Below are 17,418 nucleotides of genomic sequence, written 5' to 3'. Positions count from 1 at the left end.
TTGCCTCTACGGGCGCGGAAAAGTCGGGTGAGGAGCCTCCGACACCATAAGGAGGCGAGCTCCACCGAAGTCGCATGGATCAGTTCGGTTGTAGTGTCAGGTCCGTAAGCAGGCTTGTAGCTGGGATGAGCCGCAGCCGCGCTGGCCAGGCATGCATTGCTTGGTTGGTGCGGCCTCGGCCTTTAGGGCCCGTTAACCCTTCTTCCCCTTCTTCGGTTCCCGCAGGATCAGGTCGCCCGGCTCGACCCCAAGGGCTGCGGCTAGGCACTCGATTACGTCCAGCTCGACTCGCTTGCCCAATTGTTCTCGAGTTCGCTGATCGTCGTCTGGCGCGTGTTGCCTATCCCCGAGGCGGACCTGCAACCAGCCCTGCTCGGGCCGCGATACAAATCCGTCGAAATTGAGTCCATTCTCTGCAGCCTGCGCACATGTTCGACTTATCAATGTCGCATGAGCGACGATGGACGTCTCGAACTCCTGATCGATTCCCGCGCCTTCAAGGCGGGGGGCGAGGACGTCTATCAGGTCATGTTTCGGCTCGGGAACCAGGCCGAACGGCTCGGGGCCAGCCTCGATACCAACACCAAACGAGGGGAGAAAGGGGTCCACTCGCTCTCTCAGGCGATGCGGGCGTCCGAAGTGGTCACGCGCCAGGCCGCGTCGGCCAGCGTCCGGGAGGTTGAGAAACTCGCCCAGACCTATCGCGCCGTGGCGACCAATGCCGTGGATGCAGTTCGGGGGGCGAGTGAAGGCCTCAAGGATGCGCTGAAAGCCGGACTGCTCACCCCCGACGAAGCGCAGATGGCCGCCCGCGAGATCGGCGCCGCGTTCACGACCGAACTGGCCGAGGCGTTCAAGGCTGTGGGCGATACGCCCGGCGTGCGCGAGGTCAGTCCCAATGTCCGCCAGTCGATCGTCGAGGCCTCGAACGCTGTCACGCAGCTGACGAATGCCTTTGTGGCATCGCAGGACGCCGCGGCGGAGGCCGGTGCCACGGCGGAAGCCCAGGCCGAAGCAGCCCAGAGAGCCGCCGAGGATCAAGCGGCTGCGGAATCCCGGCTCGCCGATGCGCGGGAAGCCGCCCAGCGGCGCCGAGCGGCCGATCTCGCGGCGATCGATGCCCAGCATGAGGCGTACGGGCAGCGGATCCAAGCCGAAGCGGCAGCCTACCGCCAGACTGAACAGGGCAAGGCGGCCGTGGCGGCGGATGCCCGACGCCGGGAAGTCGCCGCCGCGAAAGCTGCCCTGGCCGAGCAGCGGACGGCACAGCGTGCCCATGCGGCTGGGCTGGTGGCCCAGATGCAGGCCGATGCAACGCAGATCAAGCAGGCGCTCAAAGCTGGGCTCCTGACGCCGCAGGAAGCCGCTGAGGCCGGTCGGATGTCGGCCCAGGCCTACCAAGCTGAACTCTCGAAGAACCTCACGGCCATCCGGAGCAACCCGCAGATGCGGGGCGTGGGCAATGAAATCGCGGCCACCAGCACGCAGATTGGGGCGATGGCCGGTGCCTTCGACCAAGCCACGAACGCCGGGCAGAAGTTTGGTCCCACCGTCGCCGGGCTCCGGGGGCCGCTCACGACGTTTGCCCTGTCGACCGTGGGGGCACAGAGCCAGGTCGGTCGCCTCGCGGCCGGGCTCGGCATGTTCGTGATGGGCAACCCGTGGATGGTTGGGATCCTCGGCGGCATTGCCGCCGTGGGGTTCGCGTACAACCAGATGAACGCGGAGAGTCGCAAGAGCCGTGAGGAACTCGACAAGATCCGGAAAGCCGGGGTCGATGCGTTCCGCTCGCTGCAGCAGTCGTTCAAGGCCGCGGTCACGTCCGACATCCAGAAGATGACCGCGGATCTAACCGCCTCGTCCAAACGGGTCAAAGACCTCCGGGCGCAGATGGAGGGATTGGCATTTGAGGACGGCGCCGGGCTCGCCTATCTGCTGACGCAGCGGAAGGTCACGCAAGAGCTACAGAAGCAGCAGGAAACCGCGCAGGCGCTGGTGGCGCTGGGCGTCCGCTCGCTCACGATCACGAAGGAAACCGACGATAAGGGCACCCAGGCCGCGAACGAGCGGCGTCAGCAGGTGGAGCAGATCGGGAAGCTGGAGCGAGAGAACGAAGCAACCCGAGCCGGCCTGTCCGGGAATCGGATTCGTCAGGAAGCCGCAGCGGATGCCGACCGGCGCGCTGACCTCGAGTCGCAGCTCCGGTCGCTCGACAAGCTGTCGGCTGCTGAGAAAGACCGGTACCGGCAGGCGCTGGAGATCGCCGTGATCTTGGGTCGGCAGAAGGATCTCATCGAGGGCATTGCCGCCGCCGCGAGCAAGATCACGCCGTTTACCATCGGGTTCGGCATCGCGTCTGAGGGGGAGCGGCAGGTCAATGACTGGCAGCGTCAGCGCGACGAAGCGAACCGGCGCCGGTTCATCCTGGAGCCGCTGGGCCAGACGCCTGAGCAGCGTCAGGAGGCGGCGGCCAGGGGAGCGAGCAACGCGGCGGGGATCAGGCGGAGCGACGTCGATGCCGCTCGCGAGTTGGCGCTCCAGCTTGAACGGATCGACCATGCCCGGCAGTTGGCCGATAACCTGGCGTCAGCGGCGGACTTCATGCTCGATCTCGCGGCAGCGTCCCGCTTGTTTGGCAGCGAGATCGGCGGGATCCTCCGGACGCTGCCAAACATGGTGGGCGCGGTGGGGAATCTGCAGGAGACGACTGCGCTCTCGAAGCAGCGTGACGCCAAGGGCAACCCTATGGCGTCCGGCCTCGAGGTGGCGGCCGCGCAAGTGAACGTCGCGCTCGCTGTCGGCCAGACGATCGTCAGCATCGTGGACATGATCGGTGCATCCGCGGCCCGCGCACGGGCAGCGGAGGCCCAGTGGGAGCAGTTCGTCGCGAACTGGGACCGCTCGATGAGTGACTTTGCCGCGATTGCGTCACCAAGGACCGGCGTGGGGCAGTCGCTCAAGGATCTCGAAGAGCAGTTCTTGGGCATGCTCGACACCCTGGCTCAGGGGTTGAACGACCGGGCCGAGACGGCGGGGCTGAAGGGCGTCGCGTATACGGGCAATCAGTTTGCGACCGCGTCCGACGCCTGGCTTAAGAACGTCGTGGAGTGGGGCGAGCGGATGGCGAAGAACAACGACATGCCCCGGAAGCTCCGGGACATGGCGATCGCCGAGGGCCAAGCGGCCCAAGCCACGCTCGATCTTCGGCAACAGATGCAGGCCAATACCGCCGCGATGCGGGAACAGTTCGCGGTCCAGCAGGGCCTCATGCGGGAGGATTTGGAAGTCGAGCGGCTCCGGGCGTTCGGCCAGAATGAGGCAGCGGATGCCGAAGAGCGTCGGCTCAATCATCAGCGCCGGGTCGCCGATCTCGCCCAGGAGATGGGCGAGTACTTCGACGAGGCCAGCAAGGCGCTGGTCGAGCACGTCTACGCGCTCAATGAGCAGCGGATTGCCGCCGAACAGGCCGCCGAAGCGGCCCGCGAACTCCTCGAGACCGAGCGCCAGCAGCGCGATGTGTCCGGTGACTTCACGGTGCGCAGCCTGCGGCGTCAGGGCAACGGACTGGGCGCCGATGTCGCGGGGGTCAATCTTGGCTGGGAGCAGGAGAAGTCCCGGCTCACCGACCTGTTCACCTCCGGGATCATCAACGAAGAGCAGTTCCTGGCGTGGCTCCGGTTGGTCGAGGGGGAGGCGTCCGATGCGATTGCCGCGCTGACGCAGGCGTTCCAGGAGAATGCTGACGTAGCGCGGCAAGCTGCCGAACGGATCACGGGCAACCTGGAGCAGATGCAGGCCCAGGCGGAGGCCGATATCGACCGCCTCATCGGCAGCGAGGACGCGGCGCAGCGGCAGGCGCGTGCCGATCGCCTGGCCCGCGACCTTGAGAAGGAACGGCAGATCAGCGCCGCCATTGCCGAAGGGTATACCGAAGCCCAGCTGGCGCAGCTCGCCTATATCCAGAGCCTGGACGACCAGGCTGCCGCGCTCGAGCGGGCCGCCGATGCACTGGAGGAGGAGATCAAGCGCCGCCGCGAAGAAGCGGACTGGCTGGAGAGTCTGCAGCAGCGGAATCTCCGCTCACTCGGCTTCGATGAAGCCGCCGATGACTTGGCCTTGCTGGCGACGCACGCGAAGCAGATCAGCGACGCGATGGCGGCCGGTCGATCCTCAGATCAGCTGGACGACCTTCGGCGGGTTCATGGCCAAGAGCGTGCCCAGCGTGACGAGGAGCGGCGTCGACGGCAGCAGGAGGAGTTCGACAAGGCCATGGCGTCGAACTTCAGCGTCACGTCGCCAACCTTCGGCGCGAGCCAGACCTCGGTCAGTGCCTCCGTCGTTACGACCGAAGCGACGAGCAACCGGATTGCCGGCCTCATGGGGTCGATGGTCGGCATTGCCAACCAGCACCTGGCTGTGTCCCGCGAGCAGCTGGCCGTGCTCCACCGCATCGACCGGAACACCGGGCGGATCAGCATGCCGGATCCTGATGTCGCTCTCCAGCAGGCCGTCGACGATGCGATGCTCGCGACGGGCGAGCGGCGAACGCTTTAGTTCCGCACCACCCGCCCCGATCGTATCTGCGTCGGTAGTTTCGGTATTCGGTTGGTATGCCGGAGCCATGGATGCGAGTAGTATTCCCGCCACTGTTGCTTTTTTTTGAAAGTATTAGTTTGACCCGTAGAGGCGAATCGCGCGGAGCGCGATGCGCATCGAGCGGGCCTTGTACGGCTTGTTCCGGGATGCTGAGCGTCCTGACGAACCACGTTTTCCCTGCCAAGGCGGGGAGGGTGCTGTTTCGTTAGGGCGCTTTTTCGCGTTTTCCACTGGGGGTGATCCTTGGATCTTTCGATCACAGAAGCTGCTGCGCGACTTCGGTTTTCCTACGCGCGAACGCGCGACTTCGTCCTGCGTGGCAAGCTATCGGGGCAGATGCTCGACGGCCGCTGGCGCATCTCTACCGCATCGGTCGATGCCATGATCGCGGCACGGGCCGAGCCACCGAAGCCCGCCACGCGGGTCGAGCCATCGGCGCCCGCCGCGACTTCGTGACCGGATGCCTCCGAGTGTCCCGTATGCCTGGAGCAGAGTAGTGACCGGCTCACTCGTCCTGACGTGGCCGACGAAGGGCATCTGGCACGAGCACCGACAGCTCGACACTGGGCGGGGGTGCTTTGCGACGGCGTCCACGCTGGCGTCACGCGTCGGGCTATCGCCGGAGACGGTGGAGAGGAGCCGCACCGCTCTGGTCCGGGCGGGCCTTCTGATTCGTGAGGGGTCGCGAATGCGGTCAACGTGGTACGCAACCGTCCCGCCTGACCTCCGACCGGGCAGCGACCGACCCACCGACGCGGCGGTATCCGCTGCCGCGGCTCGGCTCGATGCGCACCTGATTAGCTGCGGATATCGCGAATCATCCCGCCCCGACGAGCGGGATACGTCCCGGCTCACCGAGCGGGACACGTCCCGCCCGATCGAGCGGGATCACAGCGCGAGCTCCGCCCGCGGGGAGGGGGGGCAGGGGGGTGGGGTCCCGCTTACCACCAGCATTGTAAATGCTATTCCCGCTTCAACCTATAGGCGATCTTCCCCAGCAAGCGGGAGCGGATTAGCACCCGACAACGCGAGGCGGGACGGTAGGCCCGATTCCGAGTTGGAAACAATCGCGCAAGCGGAGGCGGCCGCAACCACCGAACCGCCACTTGAATGGCTTGCAATGAAGCGCCACCTCCAGGGCGCTGGCTAGCGCACCGATCATCTTAGGAGATTTCAAACGTGACCACCTATCACCCGGAAGCAAGCTCTCAGAACGCTCAGCTCCTTCGCCAGCTCGAAGGGCACGTCCTATCGCTAGGTGACTCGGCATTGCCATCCGTTTCAAGCCAATGGTCGTTTTCGCCGAGTCACGTTGATGACGCCACAGTTTCCCATCTAAAGCAGGCGTACGTCGACACAGCAGCGCGCTGCGTCGATGCGCTCGAGACTATTCGTGGCATCAAGGGCGAGGACCTTACGCCGGAACGGCAGCAGGTCAAGATCCGTGAGGCAGCGCAGCGATACCGGGTGAGTCTCCGGACGCTGAATGAAGGCGCCCTTCGATCGGCCGCAGCTCTGCAGGACGCACGGGACGCGTGGTCTCCGTTACAGATGGAGCTCAAGGCCATGGTCGGCGCCGTGCAGGGCAATGCTGATAGAGCCGACGCCTGGTTTGCGACCTTCCTATGACGATACGCCAGCCGCGGCTAGGCCCGCCGGACCGCAGCGAGCTCACGCGGTTCCGTGCGGTGCTCGCGTCGATGCCGGACGGCGGGCGGGCGTTCTTCAACCGGGTGTTCGCGGACGCGAAGGCCGCCGCGCCCGTGGTCAAGAAGGGTCGCCCGAGTGCGGACATCGACCGCGAAGAGTTCGAACGCCTGTGCAAACTTCACTACACGGAACGGGGAATCGCGGCATGGTTCGACTGCTCGATCGACACACTGAGCCGTTTCGTCAAACGGGCGTACAGGGGCCGGACTTTCCTGGAGGTCTTTCTAGAAGTGAGCGCAAAAGGGCATCCGCGGGGGAAGCCGAAGCAGCTACCACCGGATTGGCCGGAGAAGTCGCTGCCGCCGATGCCCGAACTGACTCGAGAATAACCGGCGCCTCAGCGCAAAAACGGCGCACCACATTGTGGGCAATCGGTGTTGGTGTCGTCGAGAAGGATCGATCTCGGCGTCAAGCACCGATGGCACCGGCGCGTGACCATCACAGCCCGGGTGAACGCTTCGCTGCGGCGGGCGGGCTCGGGTGCTTTTCGCCGCCGCGGCCAGTTCCATCGCATGGCCCATTTCTGAATCACGCGGACGCTCACGTTGAGCCACCAGGCGATTTCACGCGTTGGAACATTCTGCCCCCACATTCGGCGGGCGACGATTCGGCGGTGACCGGTCAGGACTGGGCGCACAAGCTGAGGGGTTACGGGAGATGGAGCGGAGGAGCTCGGAAAAGGCTACCGCTGCCGAGGTCGATTGTGGGCGATCAGTTCGCCCGGGGCGACGCCAAGTGTAGTCGCTATGGCATCCAGGGTGTCGAGGTGAACTTGTCGGGTTTCGTTAGCAACCAGGCGGGACACCGTCCGCTGACTGACACCAGAGCGGCGGACCAATTCGGCTTGAGTCATCTTCCGCGATTCGAGGAGCTCAGCGAGACGGAACATGGTTGGCATGGCCCAATATGGCTTGCCACAAGTGACTTGACAATCTTGCCAGAAGTGGCAATATTGAGCCATGATGTTTCGTCGCAACCGGCTCTAAATGGAATACCGGTAAGGCGCTGCAAACCCAGCCCGAAGGCTCTGCTTTCTGAGTCTGAGGGGGCGGCCTTCCTCACCAGCGGGAGGTTCTGTGTCGGATTTCGACCGGATCAAAGAACTCGCAGCAGCCACGGCAACCTATCACGCCGCGTTGCAGGCGGCAGGTATGCCCGAGGATGCGGCCCTTGGCTTGACGTTGGCGTATCAGTCGCAAGCCTGCTTCTCTCGGCCCGGTGCAGAGCCCGCCATGCCAGTGACGTCGTTGCTTTCCCAAGTTCGGCGGCGCGCAGCCGCGCTCGAGATAGGGATCGATACCTTGTGCGCGCTGGTCGAGAACGCTGAGGCCGACGGGACGGTAGTGGACACGCGCGACTTACAGGCGAGTACGATGCTGGTGAGCGGGCTGATGGAATCTTTGAGTCACGGACTGGATGGCAACCGAGGAAGGGATACGGTCTGACGGGCAGCTCCTTAATCCCGAGGAGAGCCTGTCGACGCTTGACCCCAAAGGAGAACGGTATGGGTACAACATCGTCCCACGCAGAAAAGCCCGTGAATCACTTCGATCAGGCGCTCGAACGTGCATATCGTGTCAAAGCCTTGGCCGAGACCGCTGCTGAGCTTGCGTCGACGCGGCGCGACGGCGGGGGACATCGGAGTAGTCGGGACGTGCTCCGTCAGGACGAACGCGATGCCAATCTTTGGGCGACTGTCGCGGACATGGCGGAAGAACTCGTTGATCACCTCAGCGAGGTGGAGAAGGTGATTCCCCGTCCCATGCTGGCCAGCGCTGCCTAACGATGGATGCCCGCGAGCACGTCCGTGCGCTCGTCGAGGCCTCGCCCGATGGCACCGTCCTTACGGTGCCGCGGGCGTGGCTGGCAGCGCTATTGGGTGATGCGGCGGATATTGGGCCGGTCGATCTCACTGTGGCGGATCTGGCGACACGCTACCAGCGGTCGCCGTCAACGGTGCGGTGGTGGCTGGAGCAGGGCCGGATGCCGGGCGCGTACCGGCTGCAAGGTAGGGAATGGCGGGTGCCACGCGCGAGTCTGGTGGCCTTCGAGGCGGCCGAACGTGAACGCCAGATGCCAACACAACCGCCAAGCCCTGCGCCGGCCGGCCCGCCGGTTCGACGGGCAAAGGTGGTGGATCTGGGCGACTGGCGGAGGGTAGGTTAGGACATGATGACACCGCGGAAGCGCCAGTCTCGCGTGTATTGGCGCCGCCAGGGCGGGGCGCGACGGGCCTATGGAGACTTCCGCGACTATTCCGACGTGGGAGGAACGCGTGAGCCGCTGATCCCGCTTGGCGAGCGGTTTGCGACCTCGGATCCGGATCTGGCGCTCCGTCTGGCGCTCCGCCGGCTTGAAGAGCTCGAGGCAGCTCGTAAACGCCGAGCGCTTACGGGCAAGGCCGATGTCATCACGCTGGCGGAGTTCGCGCGCGACTATCTGATCGCTAAAAAGCAGACTGGTAACGTGACGGTCGACTGGCTCAAGGCGTGTCAGAAATTCCTCGAGCGCGCGGTGGCATTTCTTGGGGCTGATCGACCGCTCGATGCGATCCGGGTGTCGGATGTGCGCGCCTGGTCCTCGCACTTGCTGCACAATGCTGACTCGGTGCGCGGCAAGCCCTTCTCGGCCGATAGCGTTAGGCGCCACTTGTTTACGCTGTCGAACCTCTATCGGTTGGCGCAAGAAGCTGAGCACGTTCCACCCGGCTTCAATCCCGTCGCGTCGTTCTCGGACAAGCCACCTAAGCCGCAGCGCACAGCTGCCTGGCTCGAAGCACACGACGTGGCGTTGTTGCTCGAGAGTGCCCGGACGGTACCCACCCCGACCACCCCATTCGCGGCCGGCTTCGATGCAGGCTTTGTCTGGCCGCTCCTCGCGACTCTGGCGCTGACCGGCGGCCGACGTGGTGAAGTGCTGGGGCTGGAGTTGGACGACGTGAGCCTCGATCGTCAAACCGTCACCTTCCGGGCCAACCGTTGGCGCGATCGGCTCAAGACGGAGGCGTCGTGGCGGGTCGTGCCCTTGTGGCCGCAGCTCGAGGCGATTCTGCGTGTCTACTTGTTCGGTCCGCGCATGCTGCGGGGCGGGTCGCTGCTTTTTCCGTCGTTCGTGGCCGGCCGCGAGCAGCCGCTCCGTGAGATTCGCCCAATGGTGGATCGGGTTGCGGTGCGGGCGGGCTGGAAGCCGCGAGAGATTAACGCCCGGATGTTCCGTCATGCTTACTGTGCGGCGCGACTCCAGACGCTTGACCGCGGGGCGCCGGTCAGCGTCTACACCGTGAGCCGTGAAATGGGCCACGGCTCAACAGAGATGGTCGAGAAAGTCTATTCGCACTTGGGCACGGTACGTCATCGCTCGGATGTTGTGGAGTTCCGCATCGATCAGCACCTCGATGCGCTCAAAGACCGGCTGGGCTGGACCTCGTTTGTCACTGGGAACGACACTGCCGGGCAGGAACCGATCGAAAAAGGTGAAGCCCCACCGAGTGTAACGTTCGATGAGGCTTCACTTTATGATCAGTCGGGGCGCCGGGATTTGAACCCGGGACCTCTTGCTCCCGAAGCAAGCGCGCTACCAGGCTGCGCTACGCCCCGTTCTGACTCACCTGCATCCCGAATTCACTGCACCTGCACCGCACGGGCCCGGAGGGACTCGAACCCCCAACCTTCTGATCCGTAGTCAGACGCTCTATCCAATTGAGCTACGGGCCCTCACTACCTGCGGGACGAGCCGATTCAGCCGGCGGGCCCTCTATGATTTCAGTGGGCGGTACAAGATTCGAACTTGTGACCTCTACGATGTCAACGTAGCGCTCTAACCAACTGAGCTAACCGCCCCTACCTCGCGCAGACGACCTGCCCTCACGCGAGACGGACAGCGGTCTGACGGTTCGACAGCGCCGTGAACCACCGGGTCACAGGTGCAGCCGTCCGACTGTCCGACTGTCCGTCATCCTACTGCCATGGCGGGGGTGGGATTTGAACCCACGACCTCCGGGTTATGAGCCCGGCGAGCTACCAGACTGCTCCACCCCGCGTCGTTCACTGCCGACCCAACCACCCGTCGGCTATCTGTTTCGACACCCCCAGGGTGTCACTGCTTGTCGTGAACCAACAGTCCGATTCATCGACCCCAGAGCGGGAAACGGGACTCGAACCCGCGACCCCAACCTTGGCAAGGTTGTGCTCTACCAACTGAGCTATTCCCGCGCGGTCCAGCGGGCACCCAACGTACCATCGGGTGCTTCCATTAGCAACCGGTTCAACTACCGCCCGAACGGGCTTCCGACCCGGTCAATGGAGACGAGGGGGATCGAACCCCTGACCTCGTGAATGCCATTCACGCGCTCTCCCAACTGAGCTACGTCCCCGGTCTTGTACCCGCTCGCGCCGCGCTTATGTTGGAGCAAAGCAAGCTAGCATGTCCGGCGGAGACATGTCAAGCGAAACTCATGCCGTTTCCCTCGTAGATCACCGATCGCACATGGTCTGGACGCACCCCCATAATTGCCATGCTGGCGGGTCCGATTCGGAGACGGACGCGCACCGTTCGTCGCGTCTGGCGCAAAGCGAGCCCCCCCGCCACCGGGGCGCCAATCGAACGAGGCAACGCAAGCTGCGCATGGACCGCCTCGACCGGATGGGCGCCACCCGGTGAGCACCCGCCTCAACCTCGCCGGCGTGGCCCAACTGGGCTTTGTCCGACGGACCGGACGATGGGCCATCGACGCCTCTCGGGCCGTCGTGATGCCCCGCGTCTGGCTGCCCCAGGTTGCCATTCATATGCGGCGATTGGGCGTCGACTCGATTCCGATCGCCCTCTTTCTCGCGATCTTCACCGGGATCGTGCTGGCCCTGCTGGCGTCGTACATCTTTACCGGCGCCGTCCCGCTCTATTTCGTTGGCGCCCTGGTGGCCAAGACGATCATGATGGAGCTGGGCCCGGTGCTGACCGGGATGGCCCTGGCCGGTCGCGTCGGTGCCAACATTGCCGCAGAACTCGGTACCATGAAGGTGACCGAACAGGTTGACGCGCTCGAAACTCTGGCGGTCGACGTCCACGCCTACCTGGTGGTGCCGCGCGTCGTGGCCGCGACCCTGATGTTTCCGGTCGTGACGGCGATGGCCATCGGGGTCGGCGTCATCTCTGGATGGATTACCGCCACCAACCTGCTCGACCTTTCGACCCCCGAGTTCTTCAAAGGGGTGCGCCAGTTCTACCAGTTCAAGGACGTCTGGTTCGGCCTGGTCAAGAGTGCCAGCTTCGGCTGCGCGGTCGCGATCATGGGTGCCCTGACCGGGCTGCGCACGCAGGGAGGCGCCGAGGGGGTCGGGCGCTCCACCACCCGGGCCGTGGTGCTCGGGTGCCAGGCCATCCTGGTCCTCGACGCGTTCTGGGCTGTGGTCCTGCTATGACCCCGGGCCGATGATCCGCTTCACGAACGTCAGCAAGTCCTTCGGGCCCAAACGGGTGCTCGAGGATGTCTCGCTCGAGATCCCGGTGGGACAGACTACGGCCCTGCTGGGATACTCGGGCACCGGGAAGAGCGTTGCGCTCAAGCTGATCGTCGGCCTGCTCGAACCGGACGGCGGCACGGTCGAGGTCAATGGCCAGAACGTGGCCGAACTGTCACGCGACGAGCTGATGGCCCTCCGCTCGACCATCGGGTTCGTCTTCCAGTTTGCCGCGCTGTTCGACTCGATGTCGGTGTTCGACAACATCGCCCTCGGTCTCCGCCAGCAGCGGGTGCCGGAAGCGAACGTCGTCGCGCGGGTCGAGTCGAGCCTCGAGCGGGTCGGGCTGGCCGAGGCCGCAGAGCGCTTCCCGAGCGAACTCTCGGGCGGGATGCGCAAACGGGTCGGGATTGCCCGGGCGATTGCGCTCGAGCCCCGCTACATTTTGTACGATGAGCCGACCACCGGTCTGGATCCGGTCACGTCGGCAGTGATCGACGATCTGATGGTGCGGACAAAGCGAGATCTCGGCGTGACGGGTGTGATGGTGACACACGACATGCGCAGCGCGTTTGCCGTTGCCGATCGGATCGCCATGCTCTATCAGGGACGGATTCACGCCGTCGGGACCGTCGACGAAATTCGCCGGACCGACGATCCGATCGTCCGCCAGTTTATCGAAGGACGGCCATGAAAAGGCAGAACGAGTTCCTGGTCGGAATTTCCGTCATCATCGCGTTTGCCGCGGTGATCGGCGGAGCCATCTGGTTGTCCGAAAGCGATTTCGGTAACCCGCAGGAAATCTCCACCGTCCGATTCCGGGAGGTGGGCGGGCTCGGCGTGGGCGCCCCGGTAACCGTTCGCGGCGTCAAAGTCGGTCGCGTCAACGCAATCCGGCTTGCCGCCAACGACTGGGTCGAGGCCGATCTGCGGATCGGCGCCGATGTGATCCTGCCCAGGCGCCCCGTGGCCATCGCTGCTTCCGGAAGCCTGTTCGGCGAGTGGCAGGTCACTGTCGTGGACTTCGATGCCACCCCGCTCGACCCGGGCCTCCGTCAGCAACTGATGGAGTCTGCCGGGCCGGGTGGCGCGGCCTGGCCTGGCGCCACCCTTCCCGATATCGGCCAGCTGACGCAGCAGGCCAGCCGGATCGCCTCGGACATCGGCCTGGTAACCAATCGGGTCTCGGGCGCCCTCGATTCAGCTGCGGTGGTCGATGTGCGGCAGAGCCTGCGCGCCTTGCGAGAAGCCGCCGACGGTCTGGCCCAGTTTGCCCGACAGCAGACCGGGCCATTCAACCAGCTCGCCAATAACCTTGCTGCCACGTCGGCCGAGGTGGGGGCGGCGTCCGAACGGGTCAACAGCCTGCTTGGTCGGGTCGACGAGGCAACCAAGGACGGTCAGCTCGCCACTATCCTCAACTCGGCGCAGTCAACCATGGGCGACCTCCGATCGGCCTCGAACGATGCCAGGGAGCTGGTGGCCGTGATCCGCGGGCATGAGCAGACCCTCAGTCGGATCATGGTGACCACCGATACGCTGCTCACCAAGGTCCAGACCGGACAGGGAAGTCTGGGCTTGCTGGCCCGGGATTCGTCGTTGTACCTCGAGACGACCGCTGTGATTGCCCAGATGCGCCAGCTGCTGGCGGACATCCAGGCCAACCCGCGCCGTTACTTCCGCTTCTCGGTCTTCTGAGCATGGCCGACGCGCCACGCTCGCAGTCCCGGTCCGGTCAGGGCCGTGCTCGTCGCGCCAAGAAGGAAGTGAGCGCGGGGGGCGTGGTCTTTCGGCGCCGCGCTGATGGTCCTCGCTTCCTGCTGATTCGCGACAGCTACGGACACTGGGGCTTTCCCAAGGGCCACCTGGAGTCGGGAGAGACGCCGGCCCAGGCCGCCATGCGGGAAACCACCGAGGAAACCGGCCTCGAGGCGCTGGTGCTGCACCGGCCGCTCGACACGATCGACTGGTATTTCCGGCTGCGCGGCAAGCTGATACACAAATTCTGCCATTTCTTCCTGCTCGAGTCCGAGGTCGGCGAACCGACGCCGCAGCAGGACGAGGGCATTACCGAGTGCGCCTGGTTTACCCTCGACGAAGCCGTGGCCGCCATCGGATATCAGAACGCGCGGGGCGTCCTGCGCGGAGCGGGTGAAGTCACCCGCGCGGTGCTGGAAGGAGCGGAACCGGGAAGCTGACAGCCGTCAGGTCACGCTGGCGTTCGATGAGGCGATAGCTGCGGATGCGCGTCGTGAACACAGTAGCCACGCTGCTGGATACCCCGGCAGCCTTGCAGTCACTCCGCCGGTCCGTGCCGCCGCGGTGGACTCGAGTACGCGGCTGCCGCACCCCGGGCGCGCTGGCGGATCTGCTCGAGTCCACCCTGGTCGACGCCATGGTCGTCGGGACCGCGGCGTACCGGCGCGACGGGCTCGCGGCGGTTCGGGCTCGATTCCCCGGCGTTCCAATGCTGCTGTTCGGCGCCGTCCGCCCGGACGACGCCCGCATCCTGATCGAAGCGGGGCGGGCCGGGTCGTTTCGCGCGGTCCTGGTGGAGGGAGTCGACGACCCGATGGCGGGCGAACTGATCTCCCGACACGGCTACCTGGCCTCCCGCCGAGCCCGCCTGGCGCACCTCCCCAGGTTGCTGCGGTTGACCGAGACGCTCCAGTTGCGGGCCTTTGACCTCCTGCTCTCCGCCGCTGGGCCGCCACCCACAACCGAAGAACTGGCCGACGCCCTGGGTGTGAGCCGAGAGCATCTCTCCCGTCAGTTTGCCGCTGGCGGAGCCCCCAACCTCAAGCGGATCATAGGGTTACTGGCGGTAATCACGGCGCGTGACCTGCTGGCCAACCCAGGCTACTCGACCGCTACGGTCGCCACCCTGCTCGGGTTCGGGCGGCCCAGCCGGCTGCGTGAGACGGTCGGCCGAGTTGCTGGCTTGTCGCTGGACGAGCTGAGCCATCCGGACGCGCCAGATCCGATTCGCCGTTTTCTGGGTACGCGGTCGCGCAGTCGGGGCTAGAATCGGGTCCTGTCGGCTTGCAAGTCCGGCGATTTGTGATATTTTTCACAAGCTATACTCTGACTTGACCAAATCATCTCAAACGCACTGAAGACGATGGCCACAGAATCCACGCTGCGACCCGGTGAAATCAAGGACATCCTCCTCAAGGAGATCGCGGCTGCCGACCTGGGATCGGTCGATACGGCTGAGGTCGGAACCACGCTGGAGGTGCGTGACGGGGTAGCCCGAGTTTACGGACTCCGCTCCGCCGTCGCAGGCGAAATGCTCGAGTTCACCTCGACCGAGACGGGTGAAGTCGTCACGGGCCTGGTGCTCAACCTCGAGCAGGACAACGTCGGCGCCGTCATTCTGGGCGACTACCTCAAGCTCAAAGAGGGCGACCAGGTCCGCTGCACCGGCCGCCTCCTCGAGGTGCCGACCGGTGAGGCGATGCTGGGCCGTGTCGTCAACGCGCTCGGGCAGCCGGTCGACGGCCGCGGACCGATTGCGACCAAGACGACTCGTCCGGTCGAGATGATCGCGCCGGGCATCATCGTACGTCAGCCCGTTAAGGAGCCGCTCCAGACCGGGCTCAAGGCGATCGACTCGATGATCCCGATCGGTCGCGGTCAGCGTGAGCTCATCATCGGCGACCGCGGCACCGGTAAGACGGCCATCGCGATCGACACGATCATCAATCAGAAGGGCCAGGGCGTCGTCTGCGTCTACGTCGCGATCGGGCAGAAGCGTTCGACCGTGGCGACCGTGGTGGAGCGCCTCAAGGCTGCGGGCGCGATGGAGTACACCATCGTCGTCGTCGCCTCCGCCTCTGATCCGGCGCCGCTCCAGTACATCGCGCCCTACGCCGGCTGCGCCTTGGCCGAGCATTTCATGTACGAAAACGGCCAGCCGACGCTCTGCGTTTACGACGACTTGTCGAAGCAGGCCGCAGCGTACCGTCAGCTCTCGCTGATTCTGCGCCGTCCGCCGGGTCGTGAAGCGTATCCGGGCGACGTCTTCTACCTGCACAGCCGCCTGCTGGAGCGCGCCGCCAAGATCTCGGAAGATCCGAACGTGGTGAAGCTCGATCCGCGGATCAAGAAGCCGGGCGGCTCGCTCACCGCGCTGCCGATCATCGAGACCCAGGCCGGTGACGTCTCGGCCTACATCCCGACCAACGTGATCTCGATCACGGACGGCCAGATCTACCTGACGACCGACCTCTTCTTCTCGAACGTGCGCCCCGCGGTCGACGCCGGTATCTCGGTCAGTCGCGTCGGTGGTAACGCGCAGATCAAGGCGATGAAGCAGGTGGCCGGTCCGCTCCGGCTCGCGCTGGCGCAGTTCCGCGAGCTCGAGGCGTTTGCGCAGTTCGGTTCCGACCTCGACCAGGCCACCCAGCGCCAGCTGGCGCGCGGTGCCCGGCTGGTCGAGATCTTCAAGCAGCCCCAGTATCAGCCGATGGCGGTCGAGCAGCAGGTCGTGATCATCTACGCGGTGACCAACGGCCATCTCGATACCGTCGACGTCAGGCATGTGCGGCAGTGGGAGCGGGACTTCCTCGGCTACGTCGGTGCACAGCACGGCGGGATCTTCGAGACGATCCGCACCAAGAAGACGCTCGATGACGCGCAGAAGGCGCAGCTCGAGCAGGCCATCGCCTCGTTCAAGCCGCTCTTCAAGCCTGAATAATGTCGAAGAATCGGCAGCTCAAGGGCCGGATGCGGGCGGTCCAGAATACCCGCAAGATCACCCGGACGATGGAGCTGGTCGCGACCTCGAAGCTGAAGCGCGCCCAGGACCGTGTCGTGGCCGCGCGCCCGTATGCCGAGGCGCTGCGTGAGGTGATTGCCGATCTGATGACGCCGGAACTGGCGGAGCGGTTTCCCTTGCTGCGTCGTCCGGCGCCGCCTGCGCAGGGCGGGCCGACCCGCGCGGCCGTGGTGGTGGTCACCGCCAATCGCGGGCTTGCCGGTGCGTTCAACAGCAATCTGATCAAGGAAGCCCGGCGCCGGATTGCCGAGCTGGAAGAACAGGGCTACACCGTCGAGCTGCATGCGGTGGGTAAGAAGGGCGCCGGGTATTTCAAGTACATGGGGCGAACCCTTGCTGCGGATCGTCAGGACGTCGGTGACAAGCCGACGGCCGACCATGCCGCGAGCATCGTCGAGACGCTGATTGCCGATTACGAAGCGGGCAAGCTTGCCAGCGTCGATCTCGTGCACGCCAAGTTCATCAGCGCCATCTCGACGCCGCCGACGACGACCCGGGTGCTTCCGGTCGAGGCGCCGACCGATCGGAAAGTCCGACCTGACTACATCCTCGAGCCCGGTCCGGACGAGATCCTGGAGCAGTTGCTGCCGCTCTACGTCCGCAATTCTGTCTATCGCGGCCTGGTGGAGACGGTGGCGGGGTTCTACGGTTCGCAGCGCACCGCGATGAAGAACGCCACCGACAATGCGGGTGAGATTCTCGAGCATTTGAAGCGGACCTTCAACCGCAACCGTCAGGCGCAGATCACGCAGGAAATCGCGGAGATCGTCGGCGGCGCGGCGGCGTTGGGCTGAGCGGTACAACACGAAGCAGCTACGGTGCGGTCGGTGTGATCGCCCGGTGATTGAGACGAAACGATTCAGGACTTCAGGGATA

General features: G+C 65.0%; 16 protein-coding genes, 6 tRNA genes and 1 pseudogene. 16 read left to right on the top strand and 7 right to left on the bottom strand.

Features of this window, described 5'->3' with window-relative positions:
* Nucleotides 1-450 precede the first annotated feature (450 nt).
* The 5 genes from KF785_09415 to KF785_09395 all read left to right on the top strand — a co-directional run bounded on the left by KF785_09415 (nt 451) and on the right by KF785_09395 (nt 6,635).
* Nucleotides 451-4,554 carry a hypothetical protein gene (locus KF785_09415; protein MBX3146975.1) on the top strand — a complete coding sequence of 1,368 codons (4,104 nt, stop codon included), beginning with the start codon at nt 451-453 and terminating at the stop codon, nt 4,552-4,554.
* Nucleotides 4,555-4,839: 285 nt separating this feature from the next.
* A complete protein-coding gene (locus tag KF785_09410; protein ID MBX3146974.1) occupies nt 4,840-5,052 on the top strand; it encodes a helix-turn-helix domain-containing protein in 213 nt (70 codons plus the stop codon).
* A gap of 40 nt (nt 5,053-5,092) precedes the next feature.
* Nucleotides 5,093-5,746, top strand: a complete 654-nt coding sequence (locus KF785_09405) for a helix-turn-helix domain-containing protein (protein ID MBX3146973.1) — start codon at nt 5,093-5,095, stop codon at nt 5,744-5,746.
* A gap of 29 nt (nt 5,747-5,775) precedes the next feature.
* Nucleotides 5,776-6,225 (top strand): hypothetical protein, encoded by a 450-nt coding sequence (locus KF785_09400; GenBank protein MBX3146972.1) that lies wholly within the window; start codon nt 5,776-5,778, stop codon nt 6,223-6,225.
* Nucleotides 6,222-6,635: a hypothetical protein gene (locus KF785_09395; protein MBX3146971.1), complete on the top strand. Its 414-nt coding sequence runs from the start codon at nt 6,222-6,224 to the stop codon at nt 6,633-6,635. Before KF785_09400 ends, KF785_09395 begins: the two co-directional genes overlap by 4 nt.
* Nucleotides 6,636-6,988: 353 nt before the next feature.
* Here KF785_09395 and KF785_09390 read toward each other — a convergent pair whose 3' ends face one another.
* Nucleotides 6,989-7,159, bottom strand: coding sequence for a helix-turn-helix transcriptional regulator (locus tag KF785_09390; GenBank protein MBX3146970.1), 171 nt, complete (start codon nt 7,157-7,159; stop codon nt 6,989-6,991).
* 223 nt (nt 7,160-7,382) lie between these two features.
* Between KF785_09390 and KF785_09385 the strand changes: the two genes are divergently transcribed.
* From KF785_09385 to KF785_09370, 4 genes and pseudogenes are all read left to right on the top strand, one after another.
* Nucleotides 7,383-7,751 carry a hypothetical protein gene (locus tag KF785_09385; protein MBX3146969.1) on the top strand — a complete coding sequence of 123 codons (369 nt, stop codon included), beginning with the start codon at nt 7,383-7,385 and terminating at the stop codon, nt 7,749-7,751.
* Nucleotides 7,752-7,810: 59 nt separating this feature from the next.
* Nucleotides 7,811-8,089, top strand: a complete 279-nt coding sequence (locus KF785_09380) for a hypothetical protein (protein MBX3146968.1) — start codon at nt 7,811-7,813, stop codon at nt 8,087-8,089.
* Between the two features lie 2 nt (nt 8,090-8,091).
* Nucleotides 8,092-8,472 carry a helix-turn-helix domain-containing protein gene (locus tag KF785_09375; protein MBX3146967.1) on the top strand — a complete coding sequence of 127 codons (381 nt, stop codon included), beginning with the start codon at nt 8,092-8,094 and terminating at the stop codon, nt 8,470-8,472.
* Between the two features lie 3 nt (nt 8,473-8,475).
* Nucleotides 8,476-9,645: pseudogene (locus KF785_09370) on the top strand (tyrosine-type recombinase/integrase).
* A gap of 183 nt (nt 9,646-9,828) precedes the next feature.
* Here the strand turns inward: KF785_09370 and KF785_09365 are convergent.
* The 6 genes from KF785_09365 to KF785_09340 form a co-directional block, all read right to left on the bottom strand.
* Nucleotides 9,829-9,902, bottom strand: a tRNA-Pro gene (locus tag KF785_09365).
* 43 nt (nt 9,903-9,945) lie between these two features.
* Nucleotides 9,946-10,019, bottom strand: a tRNA-Arg gene (locus KF785_09360).
* A 52-nt stretch (nt 10,020-10,071) separates the two neighbouring features.
* A tRNA-Val gene (locus tag KF785_09355) sits at nt 10,072-10,145 on the bottom strand.
* Nucleotides 10,146-10,271: 126 nt separating this feature from the next.
* Nucleotides 10,272-10,345 (bottom strand) — tRNA-Met (locus KF785_09350).
* A 99-nt stretch (nt 10,346-10,444) separates the two neighbouring features.
* Nucleotides 10,445-10,517: transfer RNA gene (locus tag KF785_09345), tRNA-Gly, on the bottom strand.
* 88 nt (nt 10,518-10,605) lie between these two features.
* Nucleotides 10,606-10,678 (bottom strand) — tRNA-Ala (locus KF785_09340).
* A gap of 283 nt (nt 10,679-10,961) precedes the next feature.
* Between KF785_09340 and KF785_09335 the strand changes: the two genes are divergently transcribed.
* The 7 genes from KF785_09335 to atpG all read left to right on the top strand — a co-directional run bounded on the left by KF785_09335 (nt 10,962) and on the right by atpG (nt 17,336).
* Entirely contained in the window at nt 10,962-11,723 is a 762-nt protein-coding gene (locus KF785_09335; GenBank protein ID MBX3146966.1) for an ABC transporter permease, read from the top strand.
* A 10-nt stretch (nt 11,724-11,733) separates the two neighbouring features.
* Nucleotides 11,734-12,456, top strand: coding sequence for an ABC transporter ATP-binding protein (locus tag KF785_09330; GenBank protein ID MBX3146965.1), 723 nt, complete (start codon nt 11,734-11,736; stop codon nt 12,454-12,456).
* On the top strand, nt 12,453-13,460 hold the full coding sequence (locus KF785_09325) for an MCE family protein (protein ID MBX3146964.1): 1,008 nt from the start codon (nt 12,453-12,455) through the stop codon (nt 13,458-13,460). Before KF785_09330 ends, KF785_09325 begins: the two co-directional genes overlap by 4 nt.
* A 2-nt stretch (nt 13,461-13,462) precedes the next feature.
* Entirely contained in the window at nt 13,463-13,960 is a 498-nt protein-coding gene (locus tag KF785_09320; protein ID MBX3146963.1) for an NUDIX hydrolase, read from the top strand.
* A 53-nt stretch (nt 13,961-14,013) separates the two neighbouring features.
* Nucleotides 14,014-14,787 carry a helix-turn-helix transcriptional regulator gene (locus KF785_09315; protein ID MBX3146962.1) on the top strand — a complete coding sequence of 258 codons (774 nt, stop codon included), beginning with the start codon at nt 14,014-14,016 and terminating at the stop codon, nt 14,785-14,787.
* Between the two features lie 96 nt (nt 14,788-14,883).
* Complete coding sequence (gene atpA, locus KF785_09310; GenBank protein MBX3146961.1) at nt 14,884-16,461, top strand: F0F1 ATP synthase subunit alpha; 1,578 nt, start codon at nt 14,884-14,886, stop codon at nt 16,459-16,461.
* Entirely contained in the window at nt 16,461-17,336 is an 876-nt protein-coding gene (atpG, locus tag KF785_09305) for an ATP synthase F1 subunit gamma (protein ID MBX3146960.1), read from the top strand. The genes atpA and atpG overlap by 1 nt, the downstream gene beginning before the upstream one ends.
* The last annotated feature ends 82 nt before the right edge of the window (nt 17,337-17,418 follow it).

This window comes from Gemmatimonadales bacterium, assembly GCA_019637315.1.
In the GTDB taxonomy this organism is placed as follows: Bacteria; Gemmatimonadota; Gemmatimonadetes; order Gemmatimonadales; family GWC2-71-9; genus SHZU01.
This window is presented reverse-complemented; position numbering and strand designations above follow the sequence as displayed.

What these genes read in the sequence shown, in the direction of transcription:
- KF785_09380 (MBX3146968.1), top strand. Translation starts at nt 7,811, where the DNA reads ATGGGTACAACATCGTCCCACGCAGAAAAGCCCGTGAATCACTTCGAT.
- atpG (MBX3146960.1), top strand. Translation starts at nt 16,461, where the DNA reads ATGTCGAAGAATCGGCAGCTCAAGGGCCGGATGCGGGCGGTCCAGAAT.
- KF785_09415 (MBX3146975.1), top strand. Translation starts at nt 451, where the DNA reads ATGAGCGACGATGGACGTCTCGAACTCCTGATCGATTCCCGCGCCTTC.
- KF785_09320 (MBX3146963.1), top strand. Translation starts at nt 13,463, where the DNA reads ATGGCCGACGCGCCACGCTCGCAGTCCCGGTCCGGTCAGGGCCGTGCT.
- KF785_09325 (MBX3146964.1), top strand. Translation starts at nt 12,453, where the DNA reads ATGAAAAGGCAGAACGAGTTCCTGGTCGGAATTTCCGTCATCATCGCG.
- KF785_09375 (MBX3146967.1), top strand. Translation starts at nt 8,092, where the DNA reads ATGGATGCCCGCGAGCACGTCCGTGCGCTCGTCGAGGCCTCGCCCGAT.
- KF785_09395 (MBX3146971.1), top strand. Translation starts at nt 6,222, where the DNA reads ATGACGATACGCCAGCCGCGGCTAGGCCCGCCGGACCGCAGCGAGCTC.
- KF785_09390 (MBX3146970.1), bottom strand. Translation starts at nt 7,159, where the DNA reads ATGACTCAAGCCGAATTGGTCCGCCGCTCTGGTGTCAGTCAGCGGACG.
- KF785_09330 (MBX3146965.1), top strand. Translation starts at nt 11,734, where the DNA reads ATGATCCGCTTCACGAACGTCAGCAAGTCCTTCGGGCCCAAACGGGTG.
- atpA (MBX3146961.1), top strand. Translation starts at nt 14,884, where the DNA reads ATGGCCACAGAATCCACGCTGCGACCCGGTGAAATCAAGGACATCCTC.